This is a genomic window from Synechococcus sp. RS9909 (assembly GCF_014279595.1).
GTDB lineage: Bacteria > Cyanobacteriota > Cyanobacteriia > PCC-6307 > Cyanobiaceae > Synechococcus_C.
This window is the reverse complement of record NZ_CP047943.1, coordinates 1,110,309-1,124,120: the sequence shown is the minus strand read 5'-3', so window position 1 is coordinate 1,124,120 and position 13,812 is coordinate 1,110,309. Positions and strand designations below refer to the sequence as shown.

The following is a 13,812-nucleotide window of genomic DNA, read 5'->3' as shown; positions in this document are numbered from 1 at the left end:
TGACGCTGCGAACAGCCGCCTGAATCAGCGCACAGCCGGCTGATAGGCCTCACTACGCACCGGTGCCATCAGGAACAGCGACGCCATCTGCACACCATTGGCGATCCAATGGGGCAGCTTGCGCAGCAGCTTCAGCGGTGCAGGCGCAGCGCTTTCATCCACGGCCGATAGGGCGGCGTTGTTGCTCACGAGGGCTTCGAGGCCATCCCAGAAGCGGGGGTTCTTCACGTCGAGCACCACGGGGAAGACCCGTGCTGAGGTTTCGTTGGTCTTGTCGATCACCACACGGTCGTAGGTGCGTGCATCAAGGCCAAGGGCTTCGTAGAACTCCTTGCGAGCCACATCGCGCACATACATGGTGGCGAACACGGCGAGCAGGAAGAACCGGCACCAGAGACGGGCGGTGAACCCACGCACGGTGTCGGGCTGGGCCTTCATCAAGGCATCGAAGAAATCACCGTGACGGTTTTCGTCCTGACACCAGTTCTCGAAGAAATTGAAGATCGGGAAGATCTTGCTATCGGGGTTCTGCTCGAGGTGGCGGAAGATGGTGATGTAACGCCAGTAGCCGATCTTCTCCGAGAGATAGGTGGCGTAGAAGATGAATTTCGGCTTGAAGAAGGTGTACTTCTTGTTGGCGGTGAGAAAGCCGAGATCGAGCTGAAGCCCGAAATCGCTCATCGCTTTGTTGAGGAAGCCGGCATGGCGGGCCTCATCCCGGGCCATGTGGGCAAAGCACTCCGCCAGCAGCGGGTTCTTGGTTTTGATCCGGCGGCTCAGCTCCTTGTAGAGCAGAAATCCGGAGAATTCCGAAGTGCAGCTCTGCTCCAGGAATTCCACGAACACCTTGCGGGTGTCGGGATCCAGCTTGTCGGCGGCGCCATCAAAGTCGTCGTTGCGGACGAAATGATGGCGGTTGTAGTCCTTGCGGAATTCTTCACAGATCGCCTCGAGCTCCGCCTCATTGGGGCGGAGATCCATGGCGGCCATGGCCTCGAAGTCGGTGGTGTAGAACCGGGGCGTGAGGATCGTGTCCTTGACCGGATCCTTGATGGCAACGGCGGAATCGGCTGAGGGCGCGGCTTCCGAAACAGCGGTGGGAGGCACCATCGACTCTGATCTTCACTGAGCGCCATCGTAGGTGGCGCCGTCCTGACGTTGACGTCGCCGGGCCGTGTCACTGTTCAGTTGCCTCCCAACCACTTCTGACCATTCAGCCGCTGCAACAGGCGCGAGAGCAGCAGAGGCAGGGTGATGCGCTTCTCATCGATCAGAAACGATTCGATCAGGCTCGGTTCGGTGCCGGGATCCGCCAGGGCGATCGTCTTCCCCGACTGGATCGCCGCTTCGTTGAAGCAAAGCCAGAAGCGCCGGCCGGGAGGAAGTTCACCACAGACCATCCAACAGGAACCGCCCACCACGGGGCGTTCCCCCTCGATCAGATCGAGGCTGGTGGGGGTGAGGCCATGGTCGGCGAGGCCCTTGCGCAAACCAGGCAGAAAATCTTCAGCGATGAACGCAGCGAAGGGCTTGTCCTCCAGCTTCGGAGGCTTGGGCTTGGGCGTGGCCGCTGCTGGAGTGTCGCTCACCGGAAGCTCATCGCTGGCGGAACTGTAATCAGTGCGCGGAGCCCCTTACCAGTCTTCGCTGGATGCCGCAGACCAGTCGTCGTGATCAGGCGGTGCAGCGCTGGCGGCCGTCGCGGTGGGCGATTCGGCTTTGGCTTCAGCGGTGCGCTTCGTTCCGCGCTGAATCACCCGGTAGGGCACGGCAACGGTGGGAGCGGGATCACGCAGGTCGCGCTCCGGGAAAGGGGTGGCGCGGTGGTTCGCCTGCGGCTCGGGTCCCGGCCAGGGCATGTCAGCCCAGCCAGCCTCAGGGCGATCGGCATCCTGGCGGCGATGCACCTGCCGCTGCAGCGGCGCTGTTCCAGGCTGCAACGCCAGGCCCGCCAGACAGCTCAGGGCACAGCCACCTCCGGTGGCGATGGCGATCCAGGCCCCCACCGGGAGTGCGGGGGAACGCCACACCAGCACCCGCAACGACACGCTCCGGCGCAGGTTGAGCCCAGCCACCAAGGCCATGAGCAGCAGCGGCGCCAGGCCAGCGCTCAGCAACAGCCGTTGCAATGCCGTCATCGCGGGTCGCTGTCGCCCCAGCGCTGCAGCGGCGCCAGATCCTCATCCAGCCCATCGAACAGGCGCACCACCAGGAAATCCACCATGTCGTCGAGGCTCTTCGGTTGGGTGTACCAGGCCGGGATCGGTGGGGCAATCCTCGCCCCGGCCTCCGCCAGGGTGGTGAGATTGCGCAGATGGATGAGATTCCAGGGCATCTCGCGTGGGGCGATCACCAGGGGGCGCCCCTCCTTGAGATGCACATCAGCGCAGCGTTCCACCAAATCGGTGGCGATCCCGGCGGCGATCCGGCCCACCGTTCCCATGCTGCAGGGCACGATCACCATGCCCCGGGTGCGCACGCTGCCGCTGGCAATACTCGCGGCCTGGTTGTTCCAGCGATGACAGGTGAGAGCGCCGGTGTCCACGGCAAGACGCTCACGCCAGAACCGTTGCTGCTGCTCGGGATCGACAGGAATGCTCACCCCGGTTTCCGCAGTCCACACCTCATGGGCACCGCGACTCAGAATCAGATGCACCTGGCGGCCCTTGCGCAACAACAGCTGCAGGGAGCGCTCGGCCAGCGGCTGGGCCGAGGCCCCGGTCACCGCCAGCACATAAGGAGGGTCCTGGCGGGATTCAGACGTCAGCGTCATCCGGGAGCGGCTGCAGGGATTCGGGCACCACCTCCAGATCGATCTGGTTGCGCAGCACGTCGACTTTGAGGATCCGCACCGTCACCGTGTCGCCCAGTTGGAAGCGACGCCGATGGCGGCGCCCGACCAGGCGGTTCTGACGGGAGCGGTACTTGTACCAATCGTCGTTGAGGGAGCTCACGTGCACGAGCCCCTCCACCATCGACGGCGGAATCTCAACGAAAAAGCCATAGCTCTGCACACCGCTGATGACGCCGCTGTGCTCCTGGCCCACCAGGGCTTCGCAGCTGCGGGCCTGCATCATCGCCACCACGTCCCGCTGCAGATCCGTCACCTGACGACGGCGCGCATTCAGCCGCTGCACCAGCCGATCGCTGAACCAGTCATGAACCTTCTGGGTCAGGCTCTGGGTGAACAAGGGCCAGTCGATCCGAGCGCCGACGCCACGATCCCCCAGCGGCACCTTGTCTTTGTGACGCACGGTGGGACGATCCTTGCCATCGAGAAGAAGGCTGGCGATCACCTGCTGGTTGATCAGATCGGCCACCTGCAGGGTGGGGCAACACCAGGGCGCGATGGCCGCCTCCACCGCATCGGCCTCCACCGCGTCGCTCTCCTCGGCCTCCTCACCGCGGGCGAGCGTGAACAGTGGGTCAGGGAGGGCCTGGCGCAGCTGCTGATCCAACACGCGCCGGAAGGGGCTGTCGCGGAAGACCTCCGCCAGCTCCGAAGCTGCGGGACTGCCCTCGTCATCCAGCTCCAGGGGAAGCTCCAGGGCGACGGCGGTTTTGGCCACATCGGTGAGACTGGAGGCATCGGCCTCGGGGGGCCGCAGCTCCAAGCCAGGCAGCTTCAGGTCCTGGCGATGCAGGGCCCAAGCCCGTGCGGCGGCCTCCAGCAGCAGGGAGAGAATCGCCTGGGGATCCTCCGGATTGAGGGGGGGCAGCCAGGCGTGGCGACCGGCATCGGGCCAGGCAGCGCGCAGATCACCAAGGCTCTCGAGCTCAGGGGCGGGCAGATCCAGTTCGATGCCACCACGGCGGAGGGCATCCACCTGCAGCGAACGGGCGCAGAACAGCAGCGTCTCCAGCTGACCGATCTGATCCTTGATCGGTTTGAGCACGGCGGGCACCGTGCGCGCCTTCGGCTTGCGGGCGGCCAGGGCCTGAAGCGCCTCAGCGTCAACGCAGGCCACGGGTTGGATGCGGCTGAGGCAGAACGACCAGTCGCGCAGCTCACCATCGGCGGAGCAATCGAGGCGCACACTGATCGCGTCCTGGGCCTCACCCACCGCAAAGCGGGAAGCGTCGATCAGCGCCCTGGTGAGCAGGGGCTGCCACACATCACCCAGGCAGATCGCTTCAGCCTGATCGCGCAGCCAGAGATCCAGGGCATTCCCTGGGCTAAGCCGTTCCGCCAGGGTGGGGCTGTGAATCCAGAGCCGGGTGCCGCCGTCATGGGGTTCCACGTGCACGGCGGGCAAGTCCGGGGCCAATTCGGCGCGCCAGCTGCGCAACAGCAGCGCCGGCTGGGCGGTGAGATCGTGGCGCTTCTTGGCATTGGGGGCCTTGAGGCTGCTGCGCGGGGCCTCGGGTCGCTCATGCAGATTCGCCTTGGTGAGCAGCAGATCGCGATCACCGGCAGGGCCGGCATCGAGAGGCAAGGGTCGCGCGACATGGCCGCGGGCGGGGAACTGGGCCACGGGGTAGCGGTCGACCTTGACCTCCACCAGCGCCGAGGTCTCCTCTGTGCCCTCCGGCACTTCGATCGTGGCCAGCAGGCGGTCGTCGAGGGGGAGCGCCACCCAGCGATCGTCCTGCTGATCGAGATGGGCCAACAGGCTGGTGGTCTGGCGCTCGAGGATGCACTGCACCCCACCCTCCGGTGAGCGACGTCGCCCGCCCTCCCGCGTGATCCGCACCAGCACCCGGTCGCCGTTCCAGGCGTGGTTGAGCTGGTGATCACGGATGTAGATGTCTTCGCCACCGTCTTCACGGATGGCAAAGCAGAAGCCTTTGCTGCTGCAGCGCAGACGGGCCTCGATCAACCCCTCATCCTCCGAACGCTGCACAGCAGCGTCGCCGGCGCGGCTGATCACGCCGATCTTTTCCAGGCCAGTGATGGCGAGTTGGAGACTGTCTTTCTCGGAGCGGTTGCTCAGGCGAAAGATCTTCTCCAGGGTGCCGGTGTCGATGGATCCCTCGGCTGGGAGCTGGTCGAGCAGGTCAGCGACCGTGAATTTCATCGTGGAACGTGGGCTTACCGGCCTTCAGGGCCGGGGGAACGATCACCCGGGACGTGTCCGGAGACGATGCAGCGCCATCCTGGTGAACTCAGACTTTAGGGGACGCCTCGTCATCGCTCAGGGCGGCCGGACTGGTGACGTTCTGCAAGAGGGGCCAGAGCAACCGCAGGCCGATCACCAGAAAACCGATCGAAGCGAGCAATTGCAGCAGATCCGCCGGGATCACACTGGCCATCGAGCCGCCGGCGATTGCACCGATCAGGCTGGCGAGCACCAGGGCGCTGGCGGAGCCGATGAAGACGGCGACGGGGCGATTCGAGGTGCCGCTGATCGCCACGGTGGCCAACTGGGTCTTGTCGCCCAGCTCCGCCAGGAACACGGTGACGAAGGTGGAGAGAAGCAGGGTGATGTCCATGGCGATTCAGAGGCCCTCCGCCTGCAGCAACGATTGCACCGCCTGCACGCCCAGCCACAGACCGAGACCCACCATCAACAGACCGGCCATCTGCTCAAGCCGCTCCGGCGGCAGGATGCGTGAGAGCCAACGGCCCACCAGCACCCCCACCAGGCTGGAACTGATCAGGGCGAGGGCCGCTCCGACGAACACGAGCCAGGGCTGTCCGGATTGGGCCGACAGCAACAGGGTGGCGAGCTGGGTCTTGTCACCCAGTTCCGCCAGAAAGACGGTGGTGAAGGTGCTGAGCATCACAGCGGTGAAGCTCAGCGACAGCCCCTCGTCGCCGGCGGACACGGAGGGCTCACTCATCGCCTGTTCGCAACAATCGATTGAACTTACGCAGTTCCAGGCTTCGGCCGCCATAGACGGAGCGGATCTGCTGGCGGCAACAGGCGATCGCAAAGGCCTCCGCGTCGCTCGCCTCCACCGCAAAGAGATCGGCGAGGTTGCTGACGCGACAGAAGTCCGGGCGCTCCTCATAAATCCGACAGCGACGTCCACCGCTGTCGTAGTGCCGGCACCAGCCATCCGGACCGGCCATCTCCAAATAGAGCTGACGCTGGGCGTCATCGAGGACCTCCAGGGCCTCCGGCCGTTCCTCCGGCGCGAGACGGCAGCACGCTCCGCACTGGTGGAGACAGCGCCAGGTGCCGGATCCATCGAGCATCAGCGGTCGCTGTGACAAGCCATCACAGTGGCAGGCCGAGCGGGCTGGCTCGAGGCTGCAGGCCCCGTAGCCTGATGCGACGATTGCACCGCCTCACCGCGCCATCCCATGGGAATCGATTTCCACTTGATCGCCAACTTCGCTGCCCTGGCCCTGATCACGCTGGCAGGCCCCGCCGTGATCTTCATCCTCTTCTACCGGCGCGGCGCCCTCTGAAGCGCGCCGAGGGCGTGATACACGGGCTGGCGCGCTACGAGCCGGCCCACATAGGCAGCGATCACAGCGGCAAGGACGACACCGGCAAACAGCTGCTGGTCGCCGGTGAGTCGCCAGGCAAACACAATCGACACCAAGGGCAGCTGGGTCGCTCCCGCCAGCCCCGCTGCCATGCCGAGGGCAATACCGAGATGCTGGCTGACGCCGAGAACGGCGCAGACGGTGTAGCCCACGACAGCCCCGAACGTGAGTGAGGGGTCGATCAGACCGCCAGGCACCCCTGGCGCCAGGGCGATCATCGGCGCGATCACGCGCACCACGATGATCCAGAGGCTGGTGAAGCCCGCCGCAAACTGTCCGCCGGCGGGATCGGCGTTGGGGAGTCCTTCATCCATCAGCTGACGGATCAGCGCTTCGCCATCGGAGCTGCTGGTGCCCCAGCTGAGCAGCGCCAGAAGCGCCAGCCCCCCGCCGAGCAGCACACCGACGCGGATCGGCCGGCGCTTCACCACCTCCATCAACCGGCTGGTGGCCCAGACCAGCCCCTTGTTGAAGAAGCCGCCCACCAGGCCGCCCACCAGCCCCACCGGCAGGGCGATCAACAGCTGCTCCTCCTCTGGAACCATCACGTTGATCACACCGAGACCGAAGATCGGTTCACCGCCCCAGTGGCTGAAACCGGCAGCGGAGACGCTGATCACCAGGGCGGGCCAAAGCGTGACGATCGAATAGTCGGCGGTGAGTTCCTCCAGGGCGAACACCGCCCCGAGCAAGGGTGTGTTGAAACCACCGGCCAGGCCGGCACCGCCGCCGATCGCCACCATCTGTCGCTCGGTGAGGCTCGGCAACCAACCCGCCAGACGTTTGTGAACGGCGCGGGCCACAGCGGCACCGAACTGCACCACCGGACCTTCCCGACCGAGCGGAAACATGGCCACGGTGGCGATGCCCCAGAGCACACCCCGCTGCACCGTTCCTGCCGCCGCCATCGCCTTCGGCAGTTTGCTGGGGTCCTCCAGGCCGTTCATGGTGGAGGGAATCCCTGAACCGGCGCCGTCCTTCCAGGGGCCACGCTGCAGCAGCAGCAGCACGGGCATCACCACGATCGGCATCAGGGCGAACAGCACGCCCACCAGGCTCCAGGGGCGATCGGGGCGGGTGGGAAACAGGCGATAGAGCTGGTCCTGCACCGTGTCGGTGAGATTGAGGGGCCAGCAGGCGAGGCCGATGAGCAGGCCCACCACGATCAGGCCGATCAGGTGACGGATGAGCGAAGGAAGCGCCGAAGCGGGGCTCTCGATCAGGCCCGGGAAGAGCCCCTTGCTTCGTCGTGTATCCAGGCTCATGGTTGAAGGCCGAGTCCGATGGCCGCATCTTGTAGCAGTCCGGCCACATAGGCATGGTCGGCTCGACAGTCATCGCTGCGGATGGCGCCATCCGGCCGTCGATGGGCCCGGATCCGATCACCCGAGGGGTTGCGTAGCTCCAGTTGCTGCTCACCACAGCGCCGGCAGACATAGATCTGCTTGGCGCGTTGCAGACGGATCTCGGCGTGATGCTGGCGCAAGGCCAGGATCTCCAACTGCAACCGTTCCTCACCGTTCCAGCGGTTCAGACCGACGCGAAAGGCGAGATCCAGGCGCTCGGGGACGGGACCGGGCGAGTCCCATCGCCAGGCGATTCCTTCGCACCGGGCCTCACCCTGGCGCAGGCTCAGGCGCAGGTGGCCGCCGCGCAAGCGCCGCTCCTCGAGCACCTGGCAGTCGCGCGCCCAGAACACGGGGGAGCGATGGCCCACACCGAAAGGCTCCAGGGCGAGCAGGTGCTGCCAGAAACGACGATCGATCTGGTCCAGCGCCAGCAGCGCTTCCGGGCGAACCGGTTGGCCCAGGGGCTGGCTCTGCTGCCAGGCCAGGGCCAGGCCGTTGAGCTGGGCGTGCAGCGCATGCACCGCCTCCGCCCGCACCGTGAACCCCCCCGCAGCGGGATGGCCGCCGAAACGCTCGAGGTGCTCGGCGCAGCTGGTGAGCGCCTGATCCACCGCAAACCCCTCCGGTGCCCGCACGGAGGCGCGCAAGCGTCCATCGCCCTCCCCGGCGAGCAGGGCCACCGGGCGTTGGAAGCGCTCCATCAGGCGTGAAGCGACGATGCCGATGACGCCATGGTGCCAATGCCCCTGGGCGAGCAGCAGAAACGGCGCCAGGCTGTCGCCATCGGCATCCAACAGCGCCAGCGCCTCCGCCTCGATCGCATCGCACAACTCCCGGCGCTGCCGGTTGAGGGCATCGCATTGACGGGCCAGCTCGATCGCCTCCCCAGGGTCATCGGCCGTGAGCAGCTCCACCACCAGGCGCGGATCGCCGAGGCGGCCCACCGCGTTGATCCGGGGCGCGATCTGAAAGCCGATGGCATCGGCGCGCAGGGGCGTCTCCTCCAGGCCGGCGAGTTGCTGCAGGGCGCGCAGCCCCTCGCAACGACTGCGATGGAGCGTGGCCAAACCCTGGCGCAACCAATTGCGATTGGCTCCGGTGAGCGGTGCCATATCGGCGATGGTGCCAACGCAGAACAGATCGCGCGCCGTCTCGATCGCCTCCGGCCGCCCCATCGCCTGGGCAAGCGCATGGCCGAGCACATAGGCGAGCCCCACCCCGGCCAGACCGCGATAGGGCGACGCCTCGGGGGTGGTGGCCGGATGGATCAACGCCAGGGCCTCCGGTGGCGGAGAGGGCAGGGTGTGGTGGTCCGTGAGGATCACCTCCATGCCTCGTTGGGCTGCTGCCTTCAGCGCTTCAGCGGCGGACACGCCGTTGTCGACCGTCACCAACAGGCGGATCCCCTCGCCGTGCAAGCGCTCGACCATGCCCGGGTTCAAGCCATAGCCATCGTCCATGCGACTGGGGATCGCCGCCACCGGATTGGCGCCGAGCGCGCGGAGAGCCCGGATCAACAGGGCGGTGCTGGTCATGCCATCGGCGTCGTAATCGCCGCAGATCGCCACCGCTTCAGCGCCATCACAGGCCCGGCGCAGGCGACGGACCGCAACGGCGAGCTGGGGGAAGTGCTCGGTGGCCTCAGGCAGAGGCGGCATCTGGAGCAAGTCCTCCACCTGGGCCCGGTCCAGGCCGCGCCTGGCCAGCACCGCCCGCAGCGGCAGGGGCAGGGGCACAGCCGCGAGGGGATCCTCACCGCAGGCGGGGGGCAGCTGCCACACCTGTGGATGCCGTGATCCCTGGGTTGCTGCAGCCAAGGCCCACGCCTGAACATGGCTGCATTGTGGGTCCTGCTTCAAGCTGGCTTTCCATTCGGGGGAATCCAAGTGGCTGAACTGCAGGCCGTGTTCTGGGATGTGGATGGAACCCTGGCAGACACCGAACTGGAGGGGCATCGCCCTGCCTTCAATGCCGCCTTCCGCGAGGCCGGACTCGACTGGCACTGGGACCGAACCCTTTACGCCGAGCTGCTCGCGATCGCGGGGGGGCGGCAGCGCATAGAGGCCTACGCCGCCCAGCGGGGGGAAGCGCTGGAGGCCACACGTCTCGACCAGTTGCGCGCTTTGAAACAGAAGCACTATCTGGCGCGCTCCCGCAGCGGCGCGATCGCTCTGCGGCCTGGGGTGGCGCGCCTGATCGCAGCGCTGCAACAGGCGGGGGTGAGGCAATGGATCGTCACCAGCAGCGGCGCTGCCTCGGTGCACGCCCTGCTGACAGGGGTCTTTGCTGCGGAGAGCCATCCCTTCGCGGGCCTGATCAGCGCCGATGATGTCGCCGCCACCAAGCCGGATCCGGCCCCTTATCAACTCGCCCTGGAACGCAGCGGTGTTGACTGCGATGGCGTGGTGGCGATCGAGGATTCCGAGGCGGGGCTGCGCTCCGCCAGTGCGGCGGGCTTGCGCTGCCTGCTCACCCCCTCCCCCTGGGAGAAGCGATTGCACGCCAGGCTCGGCAACGGTGCGCCAGCCGCTGCATCCCATCCAGCCGCTTTTGAGCATCTCGGCGAGATGGAGGCCCCAGCGCGGCAATGGTCAGGCCCCCCTTGCCCGAGCGGGGTGGTGACGCTGGAGTATCTGCAGTCCCTTCTGGCCGACGGCAACTGATCGTGCCGCAGCTCACCCGCTACGAACGGCTGCAGGAACGCCTGGGCAACCACGTGCTGCTGAGCTTTGTGGGGCCGTGGCGTCGGCGCAGTGTGGGCGTGCTCACCCTGCTGATCGGCTTTTTTCTGGGGAACAACCTCACCAGCTACTACCTGGAGAAAATCGGTCAGCGCCCGCTGGTGGTGCTCGGCCTGGTGGCGATGATCGAGGTGATGGTGCGGCTGCGCACCCGTGTTCAGGCGGAACCCTGGCCCCTGGCCTGGCTCGCCCTCGACAATCTGCGCATCGGCGTGGTGTATGCCGTGGTGCTGGAGGCGTACAAACTTGGGTCCTGAACACCAGCCCGCCTTCGCCATCGATGCCGTTCCCGGACTGGCGGACCTGCTCACGGCCCTGGAGGTGGGGGATGCAGGCCGCTGGCTCGAGCGCTGGCAGCAACGGGGTGGCGCAGCGTTTCAGCACCAGGCCTGGGGCCACCCGGTGGCGGAGCCATGGGTCTGGGCCATCGCCCTGCCCCTGCTCACGGCGCTGGAGCGGCATTGCCGTGCTGGGGAGCGCCGCCTGGTCGGGCTGAGCGGCCTTCCCGGTTGCGGCAAGAGCACCCTGGCGCGGTGGCTGGCCAGCGCCGCAGCCGACCTGGACCTCCCGGTGGCCGTGGTCTCCATCGACGATTTCTACTGGCCGGGGGAGCAGCTGGAGCAGGCGATGGCCGGGAACCCCTGGGGCGTACCCCGCGCCCTGCCGGGCAGCCATGACCTGGAGCTGCTGAACGCCAGCCTGGAGCGCTGGCGGCGCAGCGGTGAGCTGAGGATGCCGCAATTTGAAAAATCGCTGCGCGGAGGCCGGGGCGACCGCAGCGGTTGGCAGCAGCAAACCGCCCAGGTGGTGCTGCTGGAGGGCTGGTTTCTCGGCGCCTGCCCGGGTCATGCCTCGACGGAGTCCTTCGAGGCGATCAGCGCCTTGGCGTTGAGCGAAGCCGAACGACAGGGGCGTGCACAGGCCCTGAACCAGCTGGTGCACTACCAGCCGATCTGGGATCGCCTCGACGACCTCTGGCACCTGAAGGCTCCCTCCCCCAGCGCCTCGCGCCGCTGGAAGGAAGAGCAGGAACGGGCGATGGAACAGCGCACCGGCATCCGTTTGCCTGCAGAGGAACTGGAGGGTTTTGTGCGGATGATTGAAACAGCCATCCCTGAAACGGTCTTGCAGAACCCGAGGGATGTGGCCGTGGTGGTGCACCTCACGGAAACCCGCCGGGTTCGTGAGGTGCAGCTCAGATGATCAAGCGATCAGGCGTCAGCTTCGGCTGATTCATCAACGGGGTACACGAAGCCTTGGGCACGACCGCTCAGCACCGATTTGCCGATCGAGAGGGCCCGCTGGGCTGCGGTGGCCGCTTTTGCTTTCCACACGGCGTGGCGCTGATTGCGCTTGCTCTTGGAGGTTTTCTTCTTGGGTACGGCCATCGCCGGCGATCTCTGCCAAACGATGATCTTCTCCTGCCGAGAGTCTCTCCGTCAAATCGCTAGGCTGCCGCCAACGCAGTGTTGCCGTGAGTTCAGGTCAACCGGACCCCGCACAGCGTGCAGATCCCTTGGCACGTTTCAAGCCCGAGCCGCCACCGACCTACAGCGAGCTTCTCAGCCAGATCAAGGCCGGCAAGGTGAAGGATCTGCAGCTCGTTCCCGCCAGGCGCGAGGTGATCGTGCACTACCCGGATGGGCGCTCCACCAACGTGCCGATCTTTGCCAACGACCAGCAGGTGCTGCGCACCGCCGAAGCGGCCGGCATCCCGCTCACGGTGAAAGATGTGCGCCAGGAGCAGGCCCTTGCAGGCCTGGCCGGCAATCTCGCCCTGATCGCCCTGATCGTGGTGGGGCTCTCCTTGCTGTTGCGCCGCTCCGCCCAGGTGGCCAATCGCGCCATGGGCTTCGGTCGCAGCCAGGCGCGGGTGAAATCCCAGGAGGAGGTGACGACCCGCTTTGAGGATGTGGCCGGCATCAATGAAGCCAAGGAAGAACTGCAGGAGGTGGTGACCTTCCTGAAGACACCGGAACGCTTCATTCAGATCGGCGCCAAGATCCCTCGCGGCGTGTTGTTGGTGGGACCTCCCGGCACCGGTAAGACCCTGCTCGCCAAAGCGATCGCCGGTGAAGCGGGGGTGCCGTTCTTCTCGATGGCCGCCTCCGAATTCGTGGAGCTGTTTGTGGGCGTGGGCGCGAGCCGGGTGCGCGATCTCTTCAAAAAGGCCAAAGAGAAAGCTCCCTGCATCGTGTTCATCGACGAGATCGATGCGGTGGGGCGTCAACGCGGCGCCGGCATCGGCGGCGGAAACGATGAGCGGGAGCAGACGCTCAACCAGCTGCTCACCGAGATGGATGGTTTCGCCGACAACTCCGGTGTGATCCTGCTGGCGGCCACCAACAGGGCTGATGTGCTCGACACGGCCCTGATGCGCCCGGGCCGTTTTGATCGGCGCATCCACGTCGATCTTCCCGATCGCAAGGGCCGCGAAGCGATCCTGGGGGTGCATGCCCGCACCCGTCCCCTGGCTCCAGAGGTCTCGCTGCAGGACTGGGCCCGGCGCACCCCCGGCTTCTCCGGCGCCGACCTGGCCAATCTGCTCAATGAGGCGGCGATCCTCACGGCAAGGCAACAAGTGAGCGCGATCGGTGATGCCCAGATCGAGGCCGCCCTGGAGCGGATCACGATGGGGCTCACCGCCGCACCGCTGCAGGACAGCGCCAAGAAACGCCTGATTGCTTATCACGAAATCGGCCACGCCCTGGTGGCGGCGCTCACCCCCCATGCCGACAAGGTCGACAAGGTGACGCTGTTGCCACGCAGTGGCGGCGTGGGCGGCTTCACCCGCTTCTGGCCCGATGAAGAGCGACTCGATTCCGGCCTGATCAGCCGCGCCACCCTGCAGGCTCGCCTGGTGGTGGCGCTGGGTGGTCGGGCCGCCGAAACTGTGGTCTTCGGCCTCAGCGAAGTGACCCAGGGAGCCTCGGGCGATCTGAAGATGGTCAGTCAACTGGCACGGGAAATGGTGACCCGCTTCGGCTTCTCCAGCCTCGGGCCGGTGGCTCTCGAGGGGGCGGGCCATGAGGTCTTTCTCGGCCGCGATCTGATCCAGACCCGTCCGGACTACGCCGAGAGCACAGGTCGACAAATCGATCTGCAGGTGCGCCAGCTGGCGCAGTCGGCGCTGGATCGGGCGATTGCGCTGCTGCGCTGTCGGCGAGAGGTGATGGATCGGCTGGTGGAGGCCCTGATCGAAGAGGAAACCCTGCACACCGACCGCTTTCTCGCCCTTGCAGGCATCGACGAAACCGCCACCGCCCCTACCGTTGGGTAGTTG

The 13,812-nt window shown here is 66.4% G+C and carries 16 protein-coding genes; 5 read left to right on the top strand and 11 right to left on the bottom strand.

All coding sequences use genetic code 11. The features are described 5' to 3' along the window. Positions 1 to 24: 24 nt before the first annotated feature. The 8 genes from acsF to SynRS9909_RS05370 form a co-directional block, all read right to left on the bottom strand. On the bottom strand, positions 25 to 1,110 hold the full coding sequence (gene acsF, locus SynRS9909_RS05405; protein ID WP_007100055.1) for a magnesium-protoporphyrin IX monomethyl ester (oxidative) cyclase: 1,086 nt from the start codon (positions 1,108 to 1,110) through the stop codon (positions 25 to 27). Positions 1,111 to 1,184: 74 nt separating this feature from the next. After that, complete coding sequence (locus tag SynRS9909_RS05400; protein WP_007100056.1) at positions 1,185 to 1,589, bottom strand: DUF2996 domain-containing protein; 405 nt, start codon at positions 1,587 to 1,589, stop codon at positions 1,185 to 1,187. Positions 1,590 to 1,634: 45 nt separating this feature from the next. Further along, positions 1,635 to 2,138 (bottom strand): hypothetical protein, encoded by a 504-nt coding sequence (locus SynRS9909_RS05395; protein ID WP_007100057.1) that lies wholly within the window; start codon positions 2,136 to 2,138, stop codon positions 1,635 to 1,637. Further along, positions 2,135 to 2,773, bottom strand: coding sequence for a flavin prenyltransferase UbiX (locus SynRS9909_RS05390; protein WP_007100058.1), 639 nt, complete (start codon positions 2,771 to 2,773; stop codon positions 2,135 to 2,137). Before SynRS9909_RS05390 ends, SynRS9909_RS05395 begins: the two co-directional genes overlap by 4 nt. Continuing rightward, positions 2,757 to 5,018, bottom strand: coding sequence for an RNB domain-containing ribonuclease (locus SynRS9909_RS05385; RefSeq protein ID WP_186593797.1), 2,262 nt, complete (start codon positions 5,016 to 5,018; stop codon positions 2,757 to 2,759). The genes SynRS9909_RS05390 and SynRS9909_RS05385 overlap by 17 nt, the downstream gene beginning before the upstream one ends. An 88-nt stretch (positions 5,019 to 5,106) precedes the next feature. Continuing rightward, positions 5,107 to 5,433, bottom strand: coding sequence for a TMEM165/GDT1 family protein (locus SynRS9909_RS05380; RefSeq protein ID WP_186593796.1), 327 nt, complete (start codon positions 5,431 to 5,433; stop codon positions 5,107 to 5,109). Between the two features lie 6 nt (positions 5,434 to 5,439). Then, entirely contained in the window at positions 5,440 to 5,784 is a 345-nt protein-coding gene (locus tag SynRS9909_RS05375; RefSeq protein ID WP_007100061.1) for a TMEM165/GDT1 family protein, read from the bottom strand. Further along, positions 5,777 to 6,142, bottom strand: coding sequence for a YkgJ family cysteine cluster protein (locus tag SynRS9909_RS05370; RefSeq protein ID WP_007100062.1), 366 nt, complete (start codon positions 6,140 to 6,142; stop codon positions 5,777 to 5,779). Before SynRS9909_RS05370 ends, SynRS9909_RS05375 begins: the two co-directional genes overlap by 8 nt. A 108-nt stretch (positions 6,143 to 6,250) precedes the next feature. Between SynRS9909_RS05370 and psb30 the strand changes: the two genes are divergently transcribed. Then, complete coding sequence (psb30, locus tag SynRS9909_RS05365; protein ID WP_007100063.1) at positions 6,251 to 6,358, top strand: photosystem II reaction center protein Ycf12/Psb30; 108 nt, start codon at positions 6,251 to 6,253, stop codon at positions 6,356 to 6,358. Here the strand turns inward: psb30 and SynRS9909_RS05360 are convergent. Both SynRS9909_RS05360 and recJ read right to left on the bottom strand, forming a co-directional pair. Continuing rightward, positions 6,337 to 7,704, bottom strand: a complete 1,368-nt coding sequence (locus tag SynRS9909_RS05360; RefSeq protein WP_007100064.1) for a chloride channel protein — start codon at positions 7,702 to 7,704, stop codon at positions 6,337 to 6,339. The two genes, psb30 and SynRS9909_RS05360, sit on opposite strands and share 22 nt — an antisense overlap. Next, positions 7,701 to 9,605: a single-stranded-DNA-specific exonuclease RecJ gene (gene recJ, locus SynRS9909_RS05355; protein ID WP_038001435.1), complete on the bottom strand. Its 1,905-nt coding sequence runs from the start codon at positions 9,603 to 9,605 to the stop codon at positions 7,701 to 7,703. The genes SynRS9909_RS05360 and recJ overlap by 4 nt, the downstream gene beginning before the upstream one ends. A 69-nt stretch (positions 9,606 to 9,674) precedes the next feature. On the opposite strand from recJ, the gene SynRS9909_RS05350 reads away from it, so the two are divergent. The 3 genes from SynRS9909_RS05350 to SynRS9909_RS05340 are packed head-to-tail and all read left to right on the top strand — an operon-like array spanning position 9,675 to position 11,732. Then, a complete protein-coding gene (locus SynRS9909_RS05350; RefSeq protein ID WP_038001438.1) occupies positions 9,675 to 10,451 on the top strand; it encodes an HAD-IA family hydrolase in 777 nt (258 codons plus the stop codon). After that, positions 10,451 to 10,786: a DUF565 domain-containing protein gene (locus tag SynRS9909_RS05345; RefSeq protein WP_038001442.1), complete on the top strand. Its 336-nt coding sequence runs from the start codon at positions 10,451 to 10,453 to the stop codon at positions 10,784 to 10,786. The genes SynRS9909_RS05350 and SynRS9909_RS05345 overlap by 1 nt, the downstream gene beginning before the upstream one ends. Next, complete coding sequence (locus tag SynRS9909_RS05340; RefSeq protein ID WP_007100068.1) at positions 10,776 to 11,732, top strand: hypothetical protein; 957 nt, start codon at positions 10,776 to 10,778, stop codon at positions 11,730 to 11,732. The genes SynRS9909_RS05345 and SynRS9909_RS05340 overlap by 11 nt, the downstream gene beginning before the upstream one ends. 8 nt (positions 11,733 to 11,740) lie before the next feature. Here the strand turns inward: SynRS9909_RS05340 and rpmF are convergent, their stop codons facing one another. Continuing rightward, the gene (gene rpmF, locus SynRS9909_RS05335) at positions 11,741 to 11,917 is read right to left on the bottom strand and encodes a 50S ribosomal protein L32 (RefSeq protein ID WP_007100069.1); all 177 of its coding nucleotides are present in this window, start codon (positions 11,915 to 11,917) and stop codon (positions 11,741 to 11,743) included. Between the two features lie 128 nt (positions 11,918 to 12,045). On the opposite strand from rpmF, the gene ftsH reads away from it, so the two are divergent. Continuing rightward, positions 12,046 to 13,809 carry an ATP-dependent zinc metalloprotease FtsH gene (gene ftsH, locus SynRS9909_RS05330; RefSeq protein WP_007100070.1) on the top strand — a complete coding sequence of 588 codons (1,764 nt, stop codon included), beginning with the start codon at positions 12,046 to 12,048 and terminating at the stop codon, positions 13,807 to 13,809. Positions 13,810 to 13,812 lie beyond the last annotated feature (3 nt).

Excerpts from the sequence above, each read along its gene's own strand:
- acsF (WP_007100055.1), bottom strand. The coding sequence starts at position 1,110 with ATGGTGCCTCCCACCGCTGTTTCGGAAGCCGCGCCCTCAGCCGATTCC.
- SynRS9909_RS05395 (WP_007100057.1), bottom strand. The coding sequence starts at position 2,138 with ATGACGGCATTGCAACGGCTGTTGCTGAGCGCTGGCCTGGCGCCGCTG.
- SynRS9909_RS05390 (WP_007100058.1), bottom strand. The coding sequence starts at position 2,773 with ATGACGCTGACGTCTGAATCCCGCCAGGACCCTCCTTATGTGCTGGCG.
- SynRS9909_RS05385 (WP_186593797.1), bottom strand. The coding sequence starts at position 5,018 with ATGAAATTCACGGTCGCTGACCTGCTCGACCAGCTCCCAGCCGAGGGA.
- SynRS9909_RS05380 (WP_186593796.1), bottom strand. The coding sequence starts at position 5,433 with ATGGACATCACCCTGCTTCTCTCCACCTTCGTCACCGTGTTCCTGGCG.
- SynRS9909_RS05375 (WP_007100061.1), bottom strand. The coding sequence starts at position 5,784 with ATGAGTGAGCCCTCCGTGTCCGCCGGCGACGAGGGGCTGTCGCTGAGC.
- SynRS9909_RS05370 (WP_007100062.1), bottom strand. The coding sequence starts at position 6,142 with ATGCTCGATGGATCCGGCACCTGGCGCTGTCTCCACCAGTGCGGAGCG.
- psb30 (WP_007100063.1), top strand. The coding sequence starts at position 6,251 with ATGGGAATCGATTTCCACTTGATCGCCAACTTCGCTGCCCTGGCCCTG.
- SynRS9909_RS05360 (WP_007100064.1), bottom strand. The coding sequence starts at position 7,704 with ATGAGCCTGGATACACGACGAAGCAAGGGGCTCTTCCCGGGCCTGATC.
- rpmF (WP_007100069.1), bottom strand. The coding sequence starts at position 11,917 with ATGGCCGTACCCAAGAAGAAAACCTCCAAGAGCAAGCGCAATCAGCGC.